The organism is Vibrio navarrensis, assembly GCF_000764325.1.
Lineage (GTDB): Bacteria > Pseudomonadota > Gammaproteobacteria > Enterobacterales > Vibrionaceae > Vibrio > Vibrio navarrensis.
In genome coordinates this window covers 2150904-2172718 of record NZ_JMCG01000001.1, presented here as the reverse complement: position 1 = coordinate 2172718, position 21815 = coordinate 2150904, and the positions used below count along the sequence as shown (strand labels likewise).

Annotated in this window: 19 protein-coding genes, 1 tRNA gene, 1 rRNA gene and 1 pseudogene; 9 read left to right on the top strand and 13 right to left on the bottom strand. The window is 48.5% G+C overall.

The genetic code is table 11. The annotated features are described in order from the left end of the window. Positions 1–3: 3 nt before the first annotated feature. Positions 4–1228: pseudogene (locus EA26_RS22655) on the bottom strand (ATP-binding protein); the annotation flags it as partial. Positions 1229–2643: 1415 nt separating this feature from the next. On the opposite strand from EA26_RS22655, the gene EA26_RS09630 reads away from it, so the two are divergent. Then, complete coding sequence (locus EA26_RS09630) at positions 2644–4080, top strand: glyceraldehyde-3-phosphate dehydrogenase (RefSeq protein WP_039427116.1); 1437 nt, start codon at positions 2644–2646, stop codon at positions 4078–4080. Positions 4081–4415: 335 nt separating this feature from the next. Then, on the top strand, positions 4416–4622 hold the full coding sequence (locus EA26_RS09625; RefSeq protein WP_039427114.1) for a hypothetical protein: 207 nt from the start codon (positions 4416–4418) through the stop codon (positions 4620–4622). A 6-nt stretch (positions 4623–4628) separates the two neighbouring features. Here the strand turns inward: EA26_RS09625 and EA26_RS09620 are convergent, their stop codons facing one another. After that, a complete protein-coding gene (locus EA26_RS09620; protein WP_039427112.1) occupies positions 4629–5501 on the bottom strand; it encodes a LysR family transcriptional regulator in 873 nt (290 codons plus the stop codon). Positions 5502–5604: 103 nt separating this feature from the next. Here EA26_RS09620 and EA26_RS09615 point away from each other — a divergent pair, with 103 nt between their 5' ends. Continuing rightward, on the top strand, positions 5605–6861 hold the full coding sequence (locus EA26_RS09615) for an adenylosuccinate synthetase (RefSeq protein ID WP_039427110.1): 1257 nt from the start codon (positions 5605–5607) through the stop codon (positions 6859–6861). Positions 6862–7020: 159 nt separating this feature from the next. Beyond that, complete coding sequence (locus tag EA26_RS09610; protein ID WP_039427108.1) at positions 7021–7494, top strand: peroxiredoxin; 474 nt, start codon at positions 7021–7023, stop codon at positions 7492–7494. 98 nt (positions 7495–7592) lie between these two features. Here the strand turns inward: EA26_RS09610 and EA26_RS09605 are convergent, their stop codons facing one another. From EA26_RS09605 to EA26_RS09595, 3 genes are all read right to left on the bottom strand, one after another. Beyond that, positions 7593–8207, bottom strand: coding sequence for a LysE family translocator (locus EA26_RS09605; RefSeq protein ID WP_039427106.1), 615 nt, complete (start codon positions 8205–8207; stop codon positions 7593–7595). 51 nt (positions 8208–8258) lie between these two features. Next, entirely contained in the window at positions 8259–9206 is a 948-nt protein-coding gene (locus EA26_RS09600; protein ID WP_039427105.1) for a LysR family transcriptional regulator, read from the bottom strand. Positions 9207–9309: 103 nt separating this feature from the next. Next, positions 9310–9762, bottom strand: coding sequence for an Lrp/AsnC family transcriptional regulator (locus EA26_RS09595; RefSeq protein WP_039427104.1), 453 nt, complete (start codon positions 9760–9762; stop codon positions 9310–9312). A 238-nt stretch (positions 9763–10000) separates the two neighbouring features. Between EA26_RS09595 and yjeH the strand changes: the two genes are divergently transcribed. Next, on the top strand, positions 10001–11251 hold the full coding sequence (gene yjeH / locus EA26_RS09590; RefSeq protein ID WP_039427102.1) for an L-methionine/branched-chain amino acid transporter: 1251 nt from the start codon (positions 10001–10003) through the stop codon (positions 11249–11251). Here yjeH and EA26_RS09585 read toward each other — a convergent pair. Both EA26_RS09585 and pdxR read right to left on the bottom strand, forming a co-directional pair. Next, positions 11248–12009: a class II glutamine amidotransferase gene (locus EA26_RS09585; protein WP_039427100.1), complete on the bottom strand. Its 762-nt coding sequence runs from the start codon at positions 12007–12009 to the stop codon at positions 11248–11250. The genes yjeH and EA26_RS09585 overlap by 4 nt on opposite strands. 12 nt (positions 12010–12021) lie before the next feature. Next, complete coding sequence (gene pdxR / locus EA26_RS09580) at positions 12022–13497, bottom strand: MocR-like pyridoxine biosynthesis transcription factor PdxR (protein WP_039427098.1); 1476 nt, start codon at positions 13495–13497, stop codon at positions 12022–12024. Between the two features lie 113 nt (positions 13498–13610). Between pdxR and EA26_RS09575 the strand changes: the two genes are divergently transcribed. Then, positions 13611–14282 (top strand): pyridoxamine 5'-phosphate oxidase family protein, encoded by a 672-nt coding sequence (locus tag EA26_RS09575; RefSeq protein ID WP_039427096.1) that lies wholly within the window; start codon positions 13611–13613, stop codon positions 14280–14282. On the opposite strand, the gene EA26_RS20425 is transcribed toward EA26_RS09575, so the two are convergent. After that, on the bottom strand, positions 14274–14504 hold the full coding sequence (locus EA26_RS20425) for a helix-turn-helix domain-containing protein (RefSeq protein ID WP_265183019.1): 231 nt from the start codon (positions 14502–14504) through the stop codon (positions 14274–14276). The genes EA26_RS09575 and EA26_RS20425 overlap by 9 nt on opposite strands. Positions 14505–14668: 164 nt before the next feature. Here EA26_RS20425 and EA26_RS09570 point away from each other — a divergent pair, with 164 nt between their 5' ends. Together EA26_RS09570 and EA26_RS09565 are read left to right on the top strand one after the other, a co-directional pair. After that, a complete protein-coding gene (locus tag EA26_RS09570) occupies positions 14669–16015 on the top strand; it encodes a magnesium transporter (protein ID WP_039427094.1) in 1347 nt (448 codons plus the stop codon). 449 nt (positions 16016–16464) lie between these two features. Then, on the top strand, positions 16465–17367 hold the full coding sequence (locus EA26_RS09565; protein WP_039427093.1) for an AraC family transcriptional regulator: 903 nt from the start codon (positions 16465–16467) through the stop codon (positions 17365–17367). Between the two features lie 325 nt (positions 17368–17692). Here the strand turns inward: EA26_RS09565 and EA26_RS09560 are convergent, their stop codons facing one another. Beyond that, positions 17693–18040: a hypothetical protein gene (locus EA26_RS09560; protein ID WP_039427092.1), complete on the bottom strand. Its 348-nt coding sequence runs from the start codon at positions 18038–18040 to the stop codon at positions 17693–17695. Between the two features lie 272 nt (positions 18041–18312). Between EA26_RS09560 and EA26_RS09555 the strand changes: the two genes are divergently transcribed. Continuing rightward, positions 18313–19401, top strand: a complete 1089-nt coding sequence (locus EA26_RS09555) for a mechanosensitive ion channel family protein (protein ID WP_039428949.1) — start codon at positions 18313–18315, stop codon at positions 19399–19401. Positions 19402–19434: 33 nt separating this feature from the next. On the opposite strand, the gene EA26_RS09550 is transcribed toward EA26_RS09555, so the two are convergent. The 4 genes from EA26_RS09550 to rrf form a co-directional block, all read right to left on the bottom strand. After that, complete coding sequence (locus tag EA26_RS09550; protein ID WP_039427090.1) at positions 19435–20154, bottom strand: carbonic anhydrase; 720 nt, start codon at positions 20152–20154, stop codon at positions 19435–19437. Between the two features lie 169 nt (positions 20155–20323). Further along, positions 20324–21241: a ParB/Srx family N-terminal domain-containing protein gene (locus EA26_RS09545; RefSeq protein WP_039427088.1), complete on the bottom strand. Its 918-nt coding sequence runs from the start codon at positions 21239–21241 to the stop codon at positions 20324–20326. Positions 21242–21486: 245 nt separating this feature from the next. Continuing rightward, positions 21487–21577 (bottom strand) — tRNA-Ser (locus EA26_RS09540). 102 nt (positions 21578–21679) lie between these two features. Further along, a 5S ribosomal RNA gene (gene rrf / locus EA26_RS09535) occupies positions 21680–21795 on the bottom strand. Between the last annotated feature and the right edge of the window lie 20 nt (positions 21796–21815).

The following is a 21815-nucleotide window of genomic DNA, read 5'->3' as shown; positions in this document are numbered from 1 at the left end:
TTACTAGGAGGCCATGAGTTCATCAAACAGTTCATACAGCTGATTGGATTTGTAAGGTTTAGGTAGATACGCATCCATTCCTGCATCAAAACAGCTCTGAATATCCTCCTCAAGCACACTCGCCGTCAGTGCAATAATCAAGGTTTTATCGCTCCCCTGCTCGTTTTCCCAGCGACGAATTTCACGGGCCGGAGTCGGCTATCAACAAACCTCGTTTTATCTCGTCAGGGCTCCAGTGACTTCCTTCCAAGACTTTGATCGGAATGGTAAATGAGAAGCAGCTTCCTAACCCTTTGGTGGACGTGGCGGTCAGTTCTCCGCCCATCATCGCCAACAGTTGGCGACAAATGGTGAGACCAAGGCCAGTTCCTCCAAACTGACGGGTAATGCTGTTATCTTCCTGCGTAAAAGGCTCAAAAATGGTGGCCAACTTGGCTTTATCAATACCTATCCCGGTGTCCGCCACTTTGATTGTCAAGATGCCTTGGCTTGCGGTTTCAGCGTTATATTCGACCGCAACCGAAACACGTCCTTTATCGGTGAATTTGACCGCATTGCCAATCAAGTTGGTCAAAACTTGCTGGATGCGATGTTCATCCGCCAACACTTTCGCAGGCAGATTTTCATCCATAGAGAGATACAGTTCTAAGTTTTTACTGCTCACTTTGGGCTGAAAAAGGGAAATAGACTGATAGAGCGTTTCACGCAGTGCGGTCTCTTCTAAGCATAAGTTGAGATTGCCGGACTCAATTTTCGACAAGTCCAAAATATCGTTGAGCAGTATCAAAAGCGATTGTGAAGAGGCGTCGATGTCGTTAAGTACTTCCTTCTGCGCTTGGTTCATGTCACTTTGCGTGAGAATTTCCGTCATACCGATAATGCCATTAAGCGGAGTGCGCAGCTCGTGCGACATATTGGCCAGGAAGGTGGATTTAGCACGATTGGCCGAGACCGCCGCTTCCCTCGCTTCAATCAGTTCCTTCGTTTGTTGTTGCTTAGCGTCTATGATCTGGTTAATGCGTCGGGCGAATTCGCTCAGCTCATCGTTGCCTTCCACGCCGACATGACAGTCAGAGCGACCCTGCTCGTCTTCGATTAAGCATTGCAACGCGCGAAGAATCGCATTGAGTTTGCCTTCTACTCGCTGCCAGATGGATTTAGCCAAGAAAAAGATCAATGTCAGCAGCGCTGCGAGTAAGCCTAGCATAGCGGCAAACTGCTGATGTTTATGCTCCATTTGCCATTGTAAATTGCGTTCAACGCTGACGAAAAAGTGGCTGACTAACTCAGACAAGGTATGCACTCGATAAATCAGCTCAGAGCGGTAGAGGCTTATTTCTGCAGGGCCCAGCGTTGGGTTGCCTGCCGAACTCGCGCTGAATCCATCGCGAAACTGCATAGCGCTGAGATAACGATCGGAGCTGAGAAAACTGACCAGCGCATCCACATTTGACTGTCCATTGCCCAACGCTAACAAGTTTTGTCGGCTCACTCGCTGATGTTCCAGCACACGATACCAAGCCGCCAAGTCCTGTCCTGTTTGCTTTGGAGCGTCCAACCTCGCTTCTTCAATAGTCCAAATTTGCAGCAAACTGAGCTCAAGCAAGATCTTCGTTTGACGTTCCAATGTGTCGTCATCAAGGTGAAAATGCGTGCTGCTGAGCGTAGGCAAAACATGATAAAGCGACGCATACAGCGGGTCTGCAATCTCTTTGGTCAAGGCTTTTTGCCCACTCACATACGCTAAAGCATCGTTTAGCTCCTGCTCCAAACCAGTGATTTGCAAAGTCGACTCAGCCACAGCTCCCCAAGAAGGGGGAACGCTGAACTCCAAATCGTCCAAGGTTTGACTTTGACCTTGTTGATAGTCAAATAGCGCCAAACTCGTTTTCGTCACCCCCTGCAAGATATCCATTCGCACCATCGCCTGTTCCAACGATGCTGACTGTTGCTGATTGTTCAGCAATTGTTGCACTACTAATCCTAAAATCACCAAAGCGGGCAGTAATGAAAGCAGCACAAGACGAGTTTTGATTAAAATGGTCGCCATCATCGCGAGAGTCCCTGAGTAGTTGCAGCCTAGCCCACTCTTAATACTAGACTAATTTCATAATCAGACGACATGGATTGGCGAATGTGCACTTTTAAGGCAGCTCAGGCACACGTCTCATTTTACAGGCGACTTTCTCTAAAAATGGCCCGCAACAAAAATGTGAGCAGCATCGATGCAAACGCAGCGATGCCGTTGGATCAGGAGCACCCCGTAAATAGCCACAATAAAATCAGGATTTTTTGTTTACTTTTTCCGTAGTTATATCGAGTGAAATCAACAATTAATGCAACAATTTAATTCTAATTTCATTCACTGAGCCAAAGTGATCGTTATATGCACAAAATAAGTTTGTGTTTTTGCAAATGTCAATAGTGATTTAGCCCTAGACATCTGCGGAAAATCGCCTAAATCATCGACATATCCAGTCATTTTCACTGGCTTTATTTTTTCTAGCAGAATAACCCATCGGACTGTAAAATCCCGCCACATAAATATTACAACACCATTACAAACCTTATACCTACTTTCTGTCCCCCTACATTCAGAGAGTAAGGTCAGCCCTTAAAAAACGTGAAAGGTCCAATAGAAACATGAGTCCAGAGAAATATCTCCAAGACTGGCAAATCAGCCAAACGATTGCGGAATCGATTACACCTCTTATCGGCAAACTTTATCGACAAAAAGGCGTCGAAGTGATTCTGTTTGGTAAGACACTGATCAACGCAACTACCATCGACATTCTCAAAACTCATCGCGTCGCCAGACGTTACACTGGCACTCCGCTCTCTTTAGAGCAAACTCTGCCAATTATTCAAGCTATCAGCGAGATGAGCATCGCGTCCTGCCGCGTAGATGTTGGCCAATTGGCGCACCAATACTGGGAAAGTCATGAAGATACTTCGGCACTTGAAGATTATCTGCAGACTGCACTGGTTGGCGCGTTGGATGCAGAGTCCTCACTCAAAAGCCGTGATGTGGTGTTGTACGGTTTTGGACGTATCGGTCGTCTGCTTACTCGTCTTCTGATAGAAAAAAGCGGCCCGGGTTACCCGCTCAAGTTACGCGGCATCGTTGTTCGCGGTGGCAAAGAGGGTGACTTACAAAAGCGCGCAAGCCTGCTGCGACGCGATTCCGTTCATGGACAGTTCAACGGCAGCATCATCATTGATGAAGAACGTAATGCGCTCATCATCAACGGTAACTACGTTCAGTTCATCTACGCAAACAAGCCCGAAGAAGTGGATTACACCGCTTATGGCATTAACAACGCGTTAGTCGTGGATAACACGGGTGTCTGGCGCGATGCAGAAGGCTTAGGCCAGCATCTTGAGTGCAAAGGCGCAGAGAAAGTGCTGCTGACCGCACCGGGTAAAGGCGACATCAAAAACATCGTGTTTGGGGTGAACGAGGATGTGATCAAAGCGGACGACAAAATTGTCTCTGCCGCAAGTTGCACCACCAACGCCATCACGCCAGTGCTAAAGGTGATCAACGACAAGTATGGGGTGATTTCTGGTCATATCGAAACCGTGCACTCTTACACCAACGATCAAAACCTGATCGACAACTTCCACAAAGGCGATCGCCGTGGTCGTGGCGCAGCGCTCAACATGGTATTGACGTCAACTGGCGCAGCCAAAGCCGTCGCCAAAGCGCTACCAGAGTTGGCAGGCCGTCTCACTGGTAACGCCATCCGTGTACCAACGCCGAACGTTTCTATGGCCGTGGCTAACCTCAATTTGGAAAAAGCCACCAGTAAAGAAGAACTTAACGAGTACCTGCGCGAAATGGCACTGGCTTCACCTCTCTCTGCACAGATCGATTTCACGGACTCAACTGAGATTGTTTCCAGCGACATCATCGGCTCTCGCCATGCGGGTGTGGTTGATGGTCAGGCGACCATCGCCCAAGACAACCGCTGTGTGCTGTACATTTGGTATGACAACGAGTTTGGCTACAGTTGCCAAGTCGTTCACTGTATGGAACAAATGATGGGCGTTCGCTATCAAACTTTCCCTCGTGTGTAATAGCTTGCTCCACAACTAGCACCGCATCGAAAGCGAACTGACTGACTCTCTTTGCTCCACCTACGGCAACGAGAGTCGGTGACATGATTTGTCCATTTGGGCTTAAAAGCGGTTGTAAACCGCGGTTGAGCCGGCATTATTACAACAACAAACCTAAATCAGTTAGCGTGCTAGCCAACAGCATGAACGCGCTAAGTGACAAAGGTAGAATCTCTCCCCCGTTTGTGCCTGTGACCCTGATGCAGGCACCTTTTCTGCTCGTTCATCCTTGATTCATCTCCCGCTGGTTATTGTGTTGTCTATCGCATTTTGTAGTGCAAACTGAGGAAACAACGATGCAACGAATCATCCTAGTGACTTTGACCGCAATCGCCGCGCTCTTTACCCTGATGTTTAGTTTGCTGCTGGCCATTCCATTGACCATCGCCGCTTTGATCACCGGTAAAAAGTTAGAAAAGCAGCTTCGCCGTCAATCGCCGCAGACCCAACAGGACCCACACGTGATTGAAGGAGAATGGGAAGAAGTCCCACGCCGTCACTAATCACCATTAATGCCAGTCTGTCGATTGCGCATACTCTTCCACCCAGCCAAGCAACTGCTTGGCCGCTTTCGATAACACTTGGTTTTGCCTCACAATATAACCAAAATCGGTGGCTGGGAACGCCTCCAAATGGGTCACCGTTCGCGTCAGTGCCGCTTTGGTGTGCAGTGAAAAATCCGGCACAATCGCGGTGCCAAAGCCTGCTTGCGCCCAGTCGATTTGCGCCTCAACACTGCCCACTTCCATCACGCGATATTTGGGCAAGGCTAACTTGGGTAAAGAAGCATCAATCAGCTCCCGCGTTCGTGTGTCATGACCAAGCAGAATCAGAGTCGGCTTATCTTGCTCTCCCCAATCACTCGCAAACAGATCATCACCAAACGCACACCACTGAATCTGGGTCAGCGCGGTAAAATGCAGTGGCTGGCTCTCTTTCTGCGCAATCACAAAGCCGATGTCGGCGCGGGCACTTTTCACCAACTCAACCGCTTGCGCAGAGGTGGTATTAAACAGCGCCAAGTCAATGCCGGGGTAATCGTTTTTAAAGCGCTGAAAAGGATGGATCAACAACAGACGCGACACAATGTCACTTGCCGCTATCGACAGCGTCCCTTGTGTGAGTTCGTTGATGGCATTGAGATCCGCTTGGCAAATTTGCAACTCCCCTAACATCATCTTGGCCGATTTCAGTAGCCGCTTACCTGCCGGGGTTAGCAGTACCGGATTTCGCTCAATCAACTTTGCTTTGGTGTTTTGCTCTAATTGCTTGATATGCAAGCTGACATTAGGCTGCGTCATATGCAGCTCCGCGGCGGTTTTACCAAAATGCTTAACCTCAGCCAAAGTGACAAAGGTTTTTAACCAGTTGAGATCCAGCATCACTTCCCCATATGAGTTTATTATTGGCTTGATGAGTATAATTAATTTCTCTTATTAAGACTATCCACCTAAGATGCTTCGGTCTTATTTCGGAGGAATTCTCATGTCGTCTATCGTTGTTGTTGGTGCCAACTGGGGTGATGAAGGCAAAGGTCGTATCGTTGACTTTTTGGCCGAACACGCCGCTGCAAGTATTCGTTTCCAAGGTGGCAATAATGCTGGCCATACCGTGGTAAACCACCTCGGTACGTTTAAGCTGCACCAGCTACCGAGTGGCGTATTTAACCCAGGTTGTTTGGCCGTGCTTGGGCCAGGCATGGTGATTAGCCCTGAAGCACTGAGCAAAGAGCTGGCAGAAGTGGAACAAGCAGGCGTAACTGTGAACCTGTGCATCTCTGATCGCGCGACATTCTGTCTACCGCTGCACGCACTGGAAGACACGCTAGAAGAACAGCGTTTAGGCGACAAAGCGTATGGCTCGACTCGTCAGGGCATCGCTCCGGCGTACGGCGATCGCGTGATGAAAAAAGGCATTCTGGTCGGCTGGTTGAAGCAACCTGAAGTGCTCGTGGAGCGCATTCAGTTCCTGCTCGATTGGAAATTGCCACAACTGCGCGCTCTATATCCAGATTTCAACTTTACTCAAAGCGCGCAAGAGATGGCGGATTGGCTGCTTGAGGTTTCTGCTCCTTGGCGTGATGCGATTTGCAACGTTTCAACCCCACTAAAAGCGCTGCAAGCTGAGCAATCCAACCTGCTGTTTGAAGCGCAGTTGGGCGCGGGTCGTGACTTGGTTTATGGCGAATACCCTTGGACGACCTCTTCCAACGTCGTCTCCGCTTACGCGGGTATTGGCAGCGGCTTGCCAGCTCTTCGCCCTGAACGCGTGATTGCGGTCGCTAAAGCATTCAGCTCCTCCGTAGGGACAGGCACCTTGATCACCGCGATGGAAGAGCAAGATGCGTTTCGTGAACTTGCCAACGAGTTCGGCGCAACCACGGGTCGCCCACGTGATATGGGTTACTTTGACGCGGTGGCGACCAAAAATGGCGTTGAACTGCAAGCCGCAACTGAGATTGCCCTGACCAAGCTTGACTGCCTAACTGGCCTTGCTGATCTAAAAATTTGCGTTGCCTATCAAGGCGAACACAGCGAAAACCCAATTTGGCCACAAACAGCGGCGCTCGCACCTGTTTATGAAAAGATGGACAGTTGGAGTGAAGACATCACGGGCTGCCGTCAATTCGACGAGCTACCTATCGCTGCGCAGCAATATGTACTGCGTATTGAAGAGCTGATGGGCGTGCCCGTGAGCATGGTTTCTGTTGGCCCTGGCCGCGAACAGATGATCATTCGCTAATCTTCCGCACCATCGAAAAATCCGGGCTCGCCCGGATTTTTTCTTTTTGTCATTCGCTGGTGGTTTTTGTTCAGTACCCCCGTTTTTTGTCTGTGTTTAATCGGCAAAATCCGTACTACACTGCTCAGGTATTCTTAGTCATTGAAAAAGGAAAAAACCATGATCGAACAAGGACAAACCCTGCCAAACGCGACACTGAGTCAATTGACCAAAGATGGTATGGTCAACCATTCTGTTCAAGAACTGTTTGCCGGTAAGAAAGTCGTCCTGTTTGCTGTTCCGGGCGCATTTACGCCAACCTGCTCTGAAGCGCATCTACCGGGTTACGTGGTACTTGCGGATCAACTCAAAGCCAAAGGCGTGGACATCATCGCTTGTGTTTCGGTTAACGACGCATTTGTGATGAAAGCGTGGGGCGAAGCGCAAAATGCTTCCGAGCTGATGATGTTGGCCGACGGTGATGCAAGCTTTACCAAAGCACTGGGGCTTGAGATGGATACCGCTGGCTTTGGCGGCGTACGTTCACAGCGCTACGCGATGATAATCGACAATGGTGTGGTAACCACACTGAATGTGGAAGCGCCGAAGTCATTCGAAGTGAGTAACGCCGAAACGATTCTTGCAGCGCTGTAAAGCACGCCAAAAACGGCAACAGCAAGAAGCGCAATAGCAAAATAGAGAGAAGAAAAAACGGAAGCCGCGCTTCCGTTTTTTATTGCAGTGAGTATTCGCTAAATCGTCACCACCACACGCAGCGCCAACAGAATCAGCACTACGCCTGACAGCCGATCAATCAACTGCGCTTTGGCGCGGATCTTATCCACCACTTTGGAACTCGATAACACTATGGTGATAAAGGTGTACCACAAGCCATCGACAATAAACGGCGTCGCAACGATGATGACTTGATTACTCAACTCATTGCCCAGCGCAACAAACTGGCTAAACAAAGCAATAAAGAACAGCGCAATTTTTGGGCTGAGAATCGAGATCAAAAAGCCCTCTTTTGCTGATTGCCATACGGATGTCTGCTCGCCCGATTCCAACTTGGCAGCCACGCCACCTTTTGAGCGCAGCGCGTTCACGCCCAAATACGCCAGATAGGCCGCCCCAGCGTAACTAATGGTTTTAAACAGCAGCGGGGATTGTTGCAGTACCACCGCCAAGCCGATCAGGGTAACAAAGGCGTAAATACCAATACCAAACGCGTGTGCCCAACTGGTCGCCAAACCGTTTTTTCGCCCGCCAGCAAGCGCATGTTTCGCCACAATCGCCAAACTCGGGCCGGGCGACATTGCGCCTAGAATACAAATCGTAAATAGTGATAGCCAAACCGTCAGTGTCATGTTCATCTCCAGTAAAACTGCACAGTAACCTGTGTTGAAAATGAAATGAAATCAAACTTCTTCATGATGATGATGATCTGAAATCATACCGATTGAGTACTGGCAACTGAGCATAATGGCTAACACCACTTCCCTTGCCCAGCGGTGCGCTAAATCGCTATCGTATTTGGGATGCCACATCAGCCAGTATTGATGCGGCTCGGTGGAAAGCGGCAGCGGAAGATCGACCAGAGGGTGGTTTTTTGCCAAATTCACTGCGATATGCTTTGGTACCACCATCAGGTGATCGCTTTGCAGCAGACAGTTGACCGCGGCGGTGAAAAAAGGTACTTGCAGCGCTATGCGGCGTGCTAGCCCTTTTTCACCCAGCGCGCGATCGGTGGCCGAGTCTTTATCGCCGCCACCGGTGACTTTAATGTGTGAGTAAGCGAGAAAAGCATCCAAGCTCAGTGATGATTGCTGCGCCAGCGGATGATCCGCGCGCATCAGACAGACCGAACTATCCTGCCCGATGTGCACACTGGAAAGATCGCGTGGCGCCTGAGGCAACATGGTCGAAGCGAGATGAATACCACTGTCGAGTAGCGCCGTCAGATAGCTCGGTTGCCACAAACGATAGCTGAGATTAAGTCTCGGCGCTTGCTGCATAAGCGCCTGCGCGGCCGCTGGGAAAATATATTGTGCGACGTAGTCACTTGAGGCGAAAACAAACTCCCCTTGCCACTGCTCGGGTACAAAAGAAGGTGCCGCAAATAGATGTTCAAACTCATCCAGCAGACCCAATAACTTGCTCTGTAACGCCAACGCGCGAGCGGTAGGGACAAGTCGATTGCCATCGCGAACCAAAAGCGGGTCGCCACACAATTCTCGCAGTTGTGCCAACTGACGGCTCATCGCCGATTGGGTGATGTGCAAACGCTCAGCCGCTCGGCTAACATGGCACTCGTCCAACAGAACATGCAGCGAACGCAGCAAATTGAGGTTGATGTTGCTTAGCATAAACGCTTCCTTAACCAGTATCCGATGTGCTGCGACTCACACAGCCAAAAGAGTCGGTTTGTTTGCAAGACACTGTTTGCCAGTAAGAAACGGCCTGTTTTCATTACTTGCTCACTTTGCAGATATTAAAAAATTCATTCAACACCATGTGAGTCATCACGTGTTTGAGATCCGGATAAGCCTGAATCTCTTCACGAATTTGATTTAAGCGTGTCATGCTGGCCACTTCGACATACAGCATCATGTCGGTTTCTCCGCTGATCGCATGGCACCACTTAACGCCATCAATCAGGTAAATTTGCTTGGCGTATGACTCGCAAAAATGGCTGGATGAGGAGGTATCAAATTTCAGTGCCAAGTACGCGCCGATTTTCTCCCCCGCTGCCGGGTCGGCAATGTCAGCATGGTAGCCTAAAATCACCCCATCACTTTCCAGCTTATTGATCCGTGCCGCGACCGCGGAACGCGACAGGTTCACCGCTTTGGCGATGTCGGTGACAGAACAACGCGCATCCTCTCGCAACATGGTGATGATTTTTTTATCAAACTTATCCATCTTTTCTCACTGCAACCTCTCCTTTTTGTCGTTGCATTCTACCCGTAAATCACGCAGATACCCATCTCCACCTAACTAGCGCCGTTTTGCCAAGAGAAAGCCCCTGATTCCGTCAATTCGTCGCTCAAACAAGGCAAATTGTCTGCTGTGTTTTCGTGCAGAACCCAGTATGCTGAGTCGGATTGATTTCACACTATTGATGATAAAAATAAGCGTTAAGGCACGCAGGGAGCGCTCCATGGGTCAACTCAAACAGGAAATTACTTTACTGTCCGGTATCGGACAGCTCTCCACTACCCTCATGGGCACCGGGCTATTTATGATCCCGGCGATCGCCGCCGGTATCGCGGGTCACTACTCGCTGTGGGCTTGGCTGATTCTGTTTGTGCTCATTTGCCCGGTGGCGCTGACGTTTGCGCAGTTAGGCAAGCGTTATCCCAATGCTGGCGGAACGGCTTATTTCGTTCGCCAAGCCTTTAACCCTCGCTTAGAAAGCGCAGTGGCTTGGCTGTTTGTTTCGGTCATTCCCGTTGGTGTACCTGCTGCGATTGCTTTAGCTGCGGGCTTTTTGCAACAACTCTTGCCAGCGCCACTGGATGGCAATCTCAGCGCACAATTGATCACCGTGGCGTTATTAGTCGGCGTTAATCTGCTTGGAGCAAAATCGTCTGGTCACCTACAAACCGCGATTGCACTGGCCATTTTCGCGCTGGTCGGCGCTTTTTTCTGGCAAGGCGATGTCGGCATGAGTGACCTGCACATGCCGGCCCTTGAAAGCAGCGCGCTCTATTCGATCACCACGGCATTGGCGGTGATGTTCTGGTGTTTTGTCGGCATTGAAGCATTTGCCCATATGGGGGAAGAGTTTAAAAATCCGCAGCGAGATTTCCCCATCGCCATCATTATTGGCTGTTTTGTTGCTGGGGCAACCTACTGGGCCTGTTCGGTGGTGATCCTCAAATTTGGCGCGTACGGCAGCGCACAGTTTGATAGTGCTTCTATCCCATGGTTGAGCGAGCAGCTCTTTGGCGCTAATGCCAAGGTGTTAATCAGCATCATTGGTTTTTCTGCTTGCTTTGCCAGCGTCAATCTCTACACGCAAAGCCTATCACGCATGATCTGGGCGCAAGCCAGAGCTCATAAGCCGCAAGGCAAGATGGCTCGACTTTCCTCACGTGGCGTACCATTTAACGCAACGTTAAGCGTCGGCATAGTCTTAGCCCTTGCCTGCTTGGTCGGTTATTTATCTGGCCTAGATTTGGAGTTCTTCCTTAAACTGGCCAACAGTGTGTTCGTTTTGGTTTACCTGCTTGCCATGCTGGCGGCTTATAAACTGCTAACTGGCAGCGCCAAATGGCTGGCAGCGTTATCTCTTGTGCTGTGTACCTTGGTTTTCGTCTGTTTAGGATGGTCAATGCTCTACGCGTTAACCATCTTCTCTCTGTTTCTTTTCCAAGGGCAAAAACAAGCTAAAAAAGCGCAGATTTAGTCTATGCTGTGGCTGTCGATCTGCTGATGATGAATGTGCGTCACGGTCTGTGGCGCTATTTTTTGCCAGTTACCTGCCGCATCCAGCGGCTCTGAGGCCAAGATGATCGCTTGTCCTTTTTGCTCGATAAATACCGTCGGCGGCTCACCTGCCGAGCTATAACGGACTACCCAAAACTGCTCGCCATCGGAAATGCAAATCGATGCTTTAAAAGGCTCACAGATGGTTTTATCACTCATGGCATGATTCACCTCAGCCAGCGTGCGGCGAATCGCGCTGAGCGCATCATCTTGCAAACCGTTTTTGAGCATCAGCAAAAACAGCAACTCGCTGTCAGTCGTGCCGCGCTTTTGCACGTAGAGACTCTCCGGCAGCAAGCGCTCAAGGGCAAATTTCACTTGCTCAAAACAGGCAATTTGCCCGTTGTGCAAAAACATCCAGTTTTCGAAGATAAATGGGTGGCAATTCGAACGGGAGACGGAAGCGCCCGTTGACGAACGCACATGCGCCATAAAACGGTGAGAGCGAATATGGTGCGCCAGCGAGCGTAAGTTTTCATCTCCCCAAGCAGGCAGCACTTCGTGAAACTGCCCTGGCGTTGAGCGTTCGGTATACCAACCCAAACCAAAGCCGTCGGCGTTGACGCGTGTTACCGCTTTTCTCGCCTCAAGGCTTTGATGCACAAGAGAATGCTCTGGCTTGTATACCAGTTCATCAAGATAAATCGGCTCTCCTTGATAGGCTAACCAACGACACATAATAGAGTTCCTTTAAGTCACGGCAGAATCGGCCTTGAACAAGCTTGCCAGCAGTGCCACTTTGTCGTCAATATCCTCAATACGAACATTGCCAAATCCCAGCACCGCACCATGCCAATCGCGTTGCTGTTCGGCGCTCTGTTCATAGGAGCTGTGTTCATAGGCGCTATGCTCATAATAGCTCAGCGGCCGCACGATAATACCGTTCTCCTTAGCGCGTCGTACCCACTCTTGCTCAGTGATGCCCTGCCACCAACGCACTGTGATGTGTAATCCGGCGGCTTGACTGATGATTTCGAGCTCTGAAGCGAAATGTCGCGCAATACTTTCCACCATCTGCTGATGTTTTTGCTTGTAGATGCGGCGCATCTTGCGAATGTGCCGCATCAAATCCCCTTCAGCAATAAACTGCGCCAACGCCAGTTGGGTGTGCGTAGGCGAATCACCGGTGAGGGCATCTTTAATCGTACACGCCTTCTCGACCAAAGCTTTGGGCAGCACCACATAGCCAAGGCGCAGTCCATTGAACATCACCTTGCTAAACGAACCGACATAGATGACCTGCTGCGCTTCGCCGACTTGCGCCGCCAGCCCTTGCAAACTGGTGTAAGGTCGATGCGCAAACTGAAACTCGCTGTCATAGTCATCTTCAATGATCCACCGCTGCTTTTCTCTTACCCAATCGATAATCTGCAACCGCTGTTCTGTGTTCAGTGTGGTTCCCATCGGATACTGGTTGCTTGGCGTCAGATAGACAGCACGGCACGTACTTTGGCAAACTTGCTGCACGTTAATGCCTTGCTTGACTTGCACAGGCAGCCTTTCAATTTCAATGCCGAAAAGCGTCGCGACCTTACGCATTTGCGTATAGCCCGGCTCTTCCATCAGCAAACGATCGCCACACCCCATGACGCATAACGTGGCGATCGTGAGCGCCTGCTGTGCGCCGGACGTGATGACAATCTGCTCTGCTGTACATTGCACTGAGCGACTGGTCGCTAAATAGTGGGCAATGGCGACACGCAGCTCTAAACAACCTTTGATCGATTGATTGCCGAGAGCGTTTTTACGCACTAACTGCCGCTGTAACTGTTTTTGCCACAGCACCAGCGGAAACTGCTGCAAATCCGGCACGCCGGGCGCAAACGCTTGATTGATTTTCTCTGGCTGTTCTTCATCGCTGACTTCCTGCAACGACGCGTCGGGTTTTCCACTAGCCAAATAGTGCTCGGGCAGTTCCACTGCAACGTAAAAACCGGCGCCGCGCCGACTCTCGATATAACCTTCGGCACAAAGCTGCTCGTAGGCAGCGGTAACCGTATTGCGACTCACCGCCAACTCTTCCGCTAATTTTCGGGTCGCCGGCAATCGCCCTTGGTTGCTCCAAAGCCCATGCATAATCTTGTCGCGAATCGCCAAATAGAGCGCCTGCTGTAAATGACTTCCCTGCCGCTCAACTCTTAGATCACCACTGTCTATCGGGATCATCAGCCACTCCTTGTGTTAATTGGATCTAACAATAATCCAAAATTGGCACTTTATGCCAGTCCAATTAATTCGTATTTATAACGCAAAGAATTCAACATGCAGTAGGAAAGGACATGTTATCAAACAGCAAAAGAACCCAAATCAACAAAGCCGCGCGTAAAGCGGTATTCGACACTGAGAAGCTGCATCAGATTATTGATGAGAGCCTGATTGCCCACATCGCGATCGAAGAAGAGTCCGGCCCCGTCGTGATTCCCATGCTGGCATGGCGAGTCGAGGATCATGTTTATATCCACGGCGCGCGCAACAGTCGGCTAATTAAATCACTCCAAGCGGGCACTGCAACCTGTCTCACCTTTACCTTGTTTGATGGTTGGGTACTGGCGCGTTCTGCCTTTCATCACAGCGCTCACTATCGCTGTGCTGTGGTGTTTGGCTGTTTTCACGTCATCGATGATGAACAAGAAAAAGATCGTTTGCTTAATCACTTCATTGAACAGATCGCCCCCGGCCGCACGCAGCAAGTGCGCCTTAGCAATCACAAAGAGTTAACCGCGACGCAGCTGTTGGCCATTCCCCTCAACGAAGCTTCGGTGAAAATCAGTGCTTTTGGCGTGAACGATGATGAAGCGGATCTCGACAGGCCCGTTTGGGCAGGCGTGTTACCCTACCGGACTGTGGTCGGCCCGCTCATCCCAGTGCCGGAGCATGCTGGCTATCCCGCGCCCGATTACTCATCTGCCTATGGCGAGCGTTGGCATCAGCCAGCCTCATCTTCAGAGTAAACGTTCCTGTAAACGCTGCTGGTACTGTTTGGGCGTCACACCGCGATGTTTCTTAAACATGCGGCTAAACCCCGTCAGGCTGCTATAGCCTAGCCGCTGGGCAATCTGTTCCAGCGGCACGCCGCAAATCAGTGTACTCACCACACAAAGCGAAATATTGATCATAAACGCAAAGAAATGTGCATCAGCTCGTTTAGGTTGAACCTTCTCTGCAAGCTGGATATTAAAAACACCGCTTAGCCGTTATCTCACTACCGTTGCTCTGCACAAAGAAAAAGCGTTGTTACAGCCTGTTTGATTATTTTTCCACACAACCATTGAATTTCATCGACTTTCAAGTACCTTAACTCTCGCAATTTTTCATTTTTTATTTCGGGGGATGCTTTGTGAGCGAATTCCAAGATCTGCCCCTGCTTATCGAACAGATAGCCAAAGCAGATGACTCAGAACAGATCGCCTTAATAAACGAATCCATCGAACACGGTCTTGAATCGGGTTCCGTGGCGCTGATTCTCGAAGCTTTCCCTGTCGATGACCGTGTGCGTTTATGGCGCGCATTGCCGCTAGAGATGCACATTGATGTGCTGACTGACATGCGCTCTGAGGTGCGCTACTCGATCATTACTGCGCTATCGGAAGTCGAACTCAAGCTGACGCTGGCCAAACTCGACAACCTTTCGCTGATCGAGTGGTCGGACTCTTTGCCAGAAGAGATCATCAATGAAGCACTTTCATTGATCGAAAAAGACGAACTGGAACTGTTCGATCTGGCCAACCAGTATGGGGATGATGAGCTTGGCCGCTGGGCAGAGCGAAAAATCATCACTCTTCCTTTCACCATTTCGGTTGATCGTGCGAAGCGTTTGATGGCGCGCTACAGCTATGACACGCCACAGCAGATTTATCTGATTAATAAGAAGAAGCAATTTCGCGGCGTGGTCAATTACTACAAGATTCTGCGCAGCGAAGGCACAACCACGCTAAAAAATCTCGCCATCGATCCGGTCAATTTACTCAGCAGTAAAATGGCACTGTCAGAAGCCGTTGAAGCGGTGGAACACAGCTCGTTACCCGCACTGCCTGTCGTGGATGAAGACCAAACCTTGGTCGGTGAAATTGACTGGCAATTTGCCCTAACCACGCAAAGAGAAATCTACGAAGCTCGACTCATGGCGGGTACCGGTATGGATGAAGGCGACGACTTGTTTGCTCCGGTGATGAAAAGCTCAAAGAAACGTGGCGTTTGGCTCGGCATTAATCTGCTGACGGCGATTCTGGCCTCCATCACAATTGGTCTGTTTGAAGAGGTGATCGCCCAAGTGGTCGCGCTCGCAGTACTGATGCCCATCGTCGCCTCGATGGGTGGCATTGCGGGCAGCCAAACATTGACCCTCATGGTACGTGCGATGGCCCTCAACCAGATTACTCCCGGTAACCGTTTCGCGCTGTTCAAAAACGAGTTTAGTATCGGCGCAATCAATGGGCTTCTTTGGGCGGTGATCATCGGCGGTTTGGCGGCGTTATGGTTTCAGTCTCCCGTCATTGGCGCGACGATTTCCTTAGCGATTGTGGTGAACATCATCACCGCTGCCATGTTTGGTGTTTTGATCCCGATTGTGCTCGACAAGTTTGAACTCGACCCCGCTCTGGCAGGTTCGGTGATCCTTACAACTGTAACCGATGTAGTTGGCTTTTTTGCTTTTTTAGGCACAGCGAGCTTGGTCATGCTCTAGTGCAATGCTCACTATCCAATTCTGACCGACGGGAGCAACTGGCTCCCGTCTTCTTTTCAGGCGAATAGATCGCCGGGAAAATATGCTATTTACCCATGCTATCAGTAGCATTTTAAATGCAAAGTGCAAAATGCAATTGCGTTTTGCAAAGAAAGGTCACACATTAAGCAATCAATATCACAGAAACCAGACAAAAATCGCCTAATTTCGCCCTTTTAAAAGTTGGCACGGATAGTGCTTTATACTAACTGACCCTTATTAAGCCGAGGGTCACCTAGCCAACTGACGTTGTTAGTGAACCAGATTGTTCACAAGTATATAAGCCAAGCGCAGCTTTTGCGGTTGGCTCTTTTTTTATCTGCGATTGCACAAAATGGTCTTCGCTCTCTTTCACTCAACGCAACTTTTCATTTACCCTTTTCATCAAGACAACTGCAAACGGCACTTTGATGAAAACCGACTACCATAAACGGCTGCTCCCCGTCATACGTCATCTCGAAACGCATTTTGATGAGCCACTAAACTTAGAAGAAGTCGCTGCACTTGCACACCTCTCCCCCTATCATTTTCACCGAATTTTCAAAGCCGTCACCGGAGAAACCTTAAATGAACATCTTCGAAGATTGCGCTTGGAGAAAGTCGCCAATCTCCTGTTTTACCGTAAACTGAGCGTCACCGAAACCGCATTAAGCTTTGGTTTTTCCAGTTCTCAGAGCTTGGCAAAAGCATTCAAACAGCATTTTGCATTGACTCCATCTCAAGTCAGGAAGTGTGAGAATATCAGCGAGTTTGCTGAATTACTCAGAAACAGCAAGATAGGACACACATTACGCAAGAATGGACACGTCGAGAAACGCAGTTCAGCCTACACTAGAATGAAATCTCACACAGGGAGTATAACCATGGACATGCAACATTTTCCGGCGAGCCATTTGGCGTTTGTACGTGTAACTGGCGAGTATGGGAAGAATTATGAACCAGCAACACAAAAACTTTATCAGTGGGCAGGCCCAAGAGGATTGGCGGGTAATACCTGTATTTTTATCTATCACGACAACCCGGAAATTACGCCAGCGGAGAAATGCCGCACCGACGTTTGTTTATTGCTTGATGAAGCGGTAGAAGGCAATAATGACGTTGAAATAAAGCCATTTCCCGGTGGCCACTATGCCTGTATGCGTAGAACGATTACGGATGTTAAGCAGTATCCTCTTGCTTGGGAAGAACTGATGGAACAACTGGTTGAGCAAGGATTAGATTCTGATGATCGGCCTTGTTTTGAGCTCTATCACTCCTACGATCCACAAACTCACCACGCCGATGTGAGCTTCTGCACAGCGATAAAAGCCTAGTAAAATTCGGCAACTGTTCGGCTGCCGCTTACTTCATTTCCACTCTGCTCGATAGTCAAAACTCATCGTTTCAACAATAATCCATAGTAATTATGGAATTAACATCACACAAAAATAGACTAAATGCACAAATAATCATTTGAGAATTTGCCTGTTGATAGAATCGGTACTAATGTTTACTCATCTCAGTGACCTGATATCGCATCTGCAGTATCGGATCTCACTAACAACGTCAATCACCTCACGCGTGCGTTTGGTATAAAAATAAAAAAAGAAAGCGGCTCCCATTCGGAGCCGCATTTCTTTTTATAAGCTTGCCTATGCATTAATTCAGTTGATGTTCGTATTCAATCACCACTTGGTTACCATCAACAAACACGTTCTTAATTACACCATCAACCGTCACGCGACTTTGCAGGAAAATAGACTGCGAATCGCTTAGATTACGCTGAGATAATGAGGGAATCACTTTCGCTGGCTGAACATGCAACTGCTCGCAAAGCTGATGGACGAATCCAAGCGTTAATGGTGCGTTTCCTCTCAGCAGAGAAGAAAACTCATGATGATTCAAGCCAAGGCGTTTCGTCATTTCCATCTGCGTAATGTGCATTTTCGCTTTCTGTGACATCCAGAGATCGTATAACGCGATACGATCCTGTTCAGTAAACTCCATGATTGATCCTCATTTATTCGCTATCGGCATGACACTCTCATACATTAATAACTAAAGTGTTAGTTGTAAGTCAAAAAAGCGCCGATTTTCTGCCACAGAAACGGAACAGATTGCACAAAATACAAGGAAGATCACATCATTATGAGCGTTGATGCGACGAAAAAACGGGATGAGGTGTTAAAAACAGTCGTTCACTACTTACCTACGTATGGCCTGTGATAAGCGCCGATTTTCTGTTACCTTTTGGCTTTTACTTGCAAAAACAAAAAATTATGAACGATTGGCTACTTGAACTACAACGCACTCTTTTTAGCAATCACCAAGATTGGTTCGGCAGTGTGCTGTTCATGACTATTGGCAGTGGTGTCGCGTGGTTGATTTGGCGTTTGGTTGTATCACGTCTACTGGCAAGCAAAACTCGTCTGCATTGGGACGATATCTTGGTGGAGTCACTCCAAACTCCGATCAGTACTTTGATCTGGTTGTGGCCCGCCACCTTCTCTCTGGCAATCGCCGTACAAAGTCAAACTGGTAAACAGCTGGCTTGGCTTGGGATGACTCAACGGCTGCTGCTTATCGCCCTGTTTGTTTGGATCGTTATGCGCTTGATCAGCCGGATAGAAGACTATGTTCTCGCTCAGGCAAATCATGATGAAACCACGGTTCAAGCGATTGCTAAAGTCTCTCGACTGTTTTTCTTAGCCATTGCAATGCTCACTATGATGCAAGCCTTCGGTCTTAGTTTATCAGGGTTACTGACCTTTGGTGGTGTAGGTGGTTTGATAGTCGGTCTCGCTGCCAAAGATCTCTTATCCAACTTCTTTGGCGGTTTGATGATCTATTTTGATCGCCCGTTTAAAGTCGGTGATTGGATCCGCTCTCCAGACCGTCAAATCGAAGGAACCGTTGAGCGCATTGGCTGGCGGATGACCAGCATCCGTACTTTTGAGAAACGGCCACTCTATGTACCCAATTCCGTGTTCAGTAACATCGTGGTTGAAAATCCATCGCGTATGCTCAATCGGCGCATTAATGAAACCATCGGCGTTCGCTATGATGACAACCAGAAATTGCCTTTAATCATTGAGCAAGTGCGCAAGATGCTGGAACAACATCCCGATATTGATGCCACACAAACGCTCATTGTTAACTTCAATACGTTTGGTCCATCGTCACTGAATTTCTTCATCTACACCTTCACAAAAACCGTTAACTGGGTCGAATACCACAGTGTGAAACAAGATGTGCTACTAAAAGTGATGGAGATCATTCAGCAAAATGGCGCCGACATCGCGTTCCCGACCCAAACCATCAAACTCGATCCATTCCAAGCGGGTATATCGTCTACTGAGAAGGCTTAAATGAACAGAGCCCGGTTTGGGCTCTGCTTGCTATTAGTCTTTGCTTAGCACAGTACGTGCATTTAGTGGCTGCAGCGGACGATTATTGTGCCCCATGACAGACATCAACTGTTCGGTTTGACTGCTCGAAAGCTCAGAAGCTTGTTTGAGAACAAACCAACGAACCCCCTCGCTACACGGTGGTGTGGTTAAAGAGCCATTAAAGCGATAGTAGTCTTGCTGCTTAGGCAGGAGCGCAGCGACATCAAAAGCGTGCGATAAGGTGACTTGTTCACCTACCGTCGGCATTTTTGCCGTCAGCTCACTGAGTAGCGGATTCTGACTCCCCGTATCAAACATCACCGCGACAACAGCCAGGTTTCCTTCGCTGTCAGCATGTACAAAATGCGCTTCCAAAGGATACTGTTTTCCCCTTATTACATTCTCGGACGGTGTGTGAAAATGAAACTGTTTAAGTTTAAAGCTTTTAGCGTCAACATGAAAAACGTTTTCCCCGCTCACTCCAGCCTGCAGAGTGTGACCATTATTGGTCAAAGAAACGACCTGACCAGCATAGTTCAGCTCAAGCGCTTTCATCTCTGCTTCGACGGGTTGCGCTATGTTGATAGGGCTTTGGTTTTTACCCATTGCACACTCTTTTGCAACGTTGCCCCAATGCTCCGGGCCATGATGCCCTTCATATCCCCATTCAGAGGCCAGCGCAGTATTAGACAACACCAGTGTTACAAAAAGGGCACTGATCTGTTTTTTCATACTATGTTTCCTTGCGAATAAAAATCTGATAATTAGCAAGGCAATATTAGCCACAAAATAGACCTGTAGAGTCTGTTGCAATCTTTGTTTACTGAAGCTGAGAGCGGAGTCTCACCGGAGGTTCATTGATTCTCTAGCTCAAATCTCTTGTGCTCTTCTTGCAAATTACTTAGTGAGACATCGCTTTGTAGTTAAGCGCGTCGGTGACTTTGCCTTTTTTATTCAGTAACTTCTCTAACGCTTTATTGTCGACCTTTTTCAACTGTCCAAGTTGCTTGCCACTCATGCCAGAACCGCCTACATCACGACTTTTAATCGCAATGATATTCCGACTGGTCACTTTTAGAGCGTCACGATAACCTTGCTGGGTAGACAAATCAAACTGGCTGCCCTCCATCAGCGAGCGTAGCTCTCTCGCCCAATAAAATTCGAGAAATGGAATTGCTTGCGTGGGCTTGTCCCAGGCAACGCCTTTGACAAAATAGACAAGCGAGCGATATTGATCGTCACTAAAATTTGAGATACCCAATTTGGTCGGAAGTTGGTTGTAATCAATCGGCCGATCTTGCTCGTCAAAAAGCCAAGCATCACCATGTGCGACCATTTTTCCCCAGAATGTTGGCCAATCTGGCAACTGGCGATAATCTTTGTCTATCAAAACGTTGACGCGTAACTGCTCTCCACCACTAGGCATCTGGTAAAAAACGTTAAACGTATGATGCCCATCAGTAAGGAAATACTGCCCATCTGGCCCAATAACCACTGTTTTCATTTTGTCTTTATGCGTGCCTATCTCGTCTTTGCATTGATAAGACAAGTTATCGTTTGGCAGAGAAGCGTCGGTATAATGTTTGATCCCTTTTTGCCCGTTCGATTCACATAACTCATCGAACATCGTTTTCGGATCACGGTGGTAACGTCCTAACTTGTAGAAAATCTGCTCGTAGCCAATAGATGACTGAGTCGGTTTCAATTGCCCTAGTCCTAGTTCAATGACATCGCCCACTTGGGGTTCCATCGCATAAACGGGTACTAGGCTACCCAAGCTGACACTGACTACAGCCAATAGCTCTATCATTCTCTTCATAACTCACTCCATATTGGCTATTTTTCCAACCAGATCTCCAAGTCAAAAACTCAGCGTAACCGACATAACTATCTAACAGAAAAGAGAATAGCTTATTACAGGCAATAACATGCATAAGTTTGATGCTAGGGAGAATACGAAAAATTCTGCTATACACTACTGCCAATTTTTATGAAGTTGATCAACGAGTGAAATTTTACCAATAGCAAAAAGCCCGCTGATTACTCAGCGGGCTTTATTAATAGTGGCGGAGAGATAGGGATTTGAACCCTAGGTACGCTATTAACGTACGCCGGTTTTCAAGACCGGTGCTTTCAACCACTCAGCCATCTCTCCACAAATTGTCACTAAAAATCGAGTCTTATACTTACGATGCTGGATGTTTAGCTTTGTATTCAGACTATTCACTTTAAATGGATATCTGAAAACGATATTAAAGCCTGGCGATGTTCTACTCTCACATGAGGAAGCCCCACACTACCATCGACGCTGTTTCGTTTCACTTCTGAGTTCGGGATGGAGTCAGGTGGGTCCAAAACGCTATGGTCGCCAAGCAAATTCTTTCTCTCTATTT

Coding starts and splice junctions, on each gene's coding strand:
- EA26_RS09575 (WP_039427096.1), top strand. CDS start 13,611: ATGTTATCAAACAGCAAAAGAACCCAAATCAACAAAGCCGCGCGTAAA.
- EA26_RS09550 (WP_039427090.1), bottom strand. CDS start 20,154: ATGAAAAAACAGATCAGTGCCCTTTTTGTAACACTGGTGTTGTCTAAT.
- EA26_RS09620 (WP_039427112.1), bottom strand. CDS start 5,501: ATGCTGGATCTCAACTGGTTAAAAACCTTTGTCACTTTGGCTGAGGTT.
- EA26_RS09595 (WP_039427104.1), bottom strand. CDS start 9,762: ATGGATAAGTTTGATAAAAAAATCATCACCATGTTGCGAGAGGATGCG.
- yjeH (WP_039427102.1), top strand. CDS start 10,001: ATGGGTCAACTCAAACAGGAAATTACTTTACTGTCCGGTATCGGACAG.
- EA26_RS09630 (WP_039427116.1), top strand. CDS start 2,644: ATGAGTCCAGAGAAATATCTCCAAGACTGGCAAATCAGCCAAACGATT.
- EA26_RS09625 (WP_039427114.1), top strand. CDS start 4,416: ATGCAACGAATCATCCTAGTGACTTTGACCGCAATCGCCGCGCTCTTT.
- EA26_RS09600 (WP_039427105.1), bottom strand. CDS start 9,206: ATGCTAAGCAACATCAACCTCAATTTGCTGCGTTCGCTGCATGTTCTG.
- EA26_RS09565 (WP_039427093.1), top strand. CDS start 16,465: ATGAAAACCGACTACCATAAACGGCTGCTCCCCGTCATACGTCATCTC.
- EA26_RS09615 (WP_039427110.1), top strand. CDS start 5,605: ATGTCGTCTATCGTTGTTGTTGGTGCCAACTGGGGTGATGAAGGCAAA.
- pdxR (WP_039427098.1), bottom strand. CDS start 13,497: ATGATCCCGATAGACAGTGGTGATCTAAGAGTTGAGCGGCAGGGAAGT.
- EA26_RS09605 (WP_039427106.1), bottom strand. CDS start 8,207: ATGACACTGACGGTTTGGCTATCACTATTTACGATTTGTATTCTAGGC.
- EA26_RS09555 (WP_039428949.1), top strand. CDS start 18,313: ATGAACGATTGGCTACTTGAACTACAACGCACTCTTTTTAGCAATCAC.
- EA26_RS09610 (WP_039427108.1), top strand. CDS start 7,021: ATGATCGAACAAGGACAAACCCTGCCAAACGCGACACTGAGTCAATTG.
- EA26_RS09585 (WP_039427100.1), bottom strand. CDS start 12,009: ATGTGTCGTTGGTTAGCCTATCAAGGAGAGCCGATTTATCTTGATGAA.
- EA26_RS09545 (WP_039427088.1), bottom strand. CDS start 21,241: ATGAAGAGAATGATAGAGCTATTGGCTGTAGTCAGTGTCAGCTTGGGT.
- EA26_RS09560 (WP_039427092.1), bottom strand. CDS start 18,040: ATGGAGTTTACTGAACAGGATCGTATCGCGTTATACGATCTCTGGATG.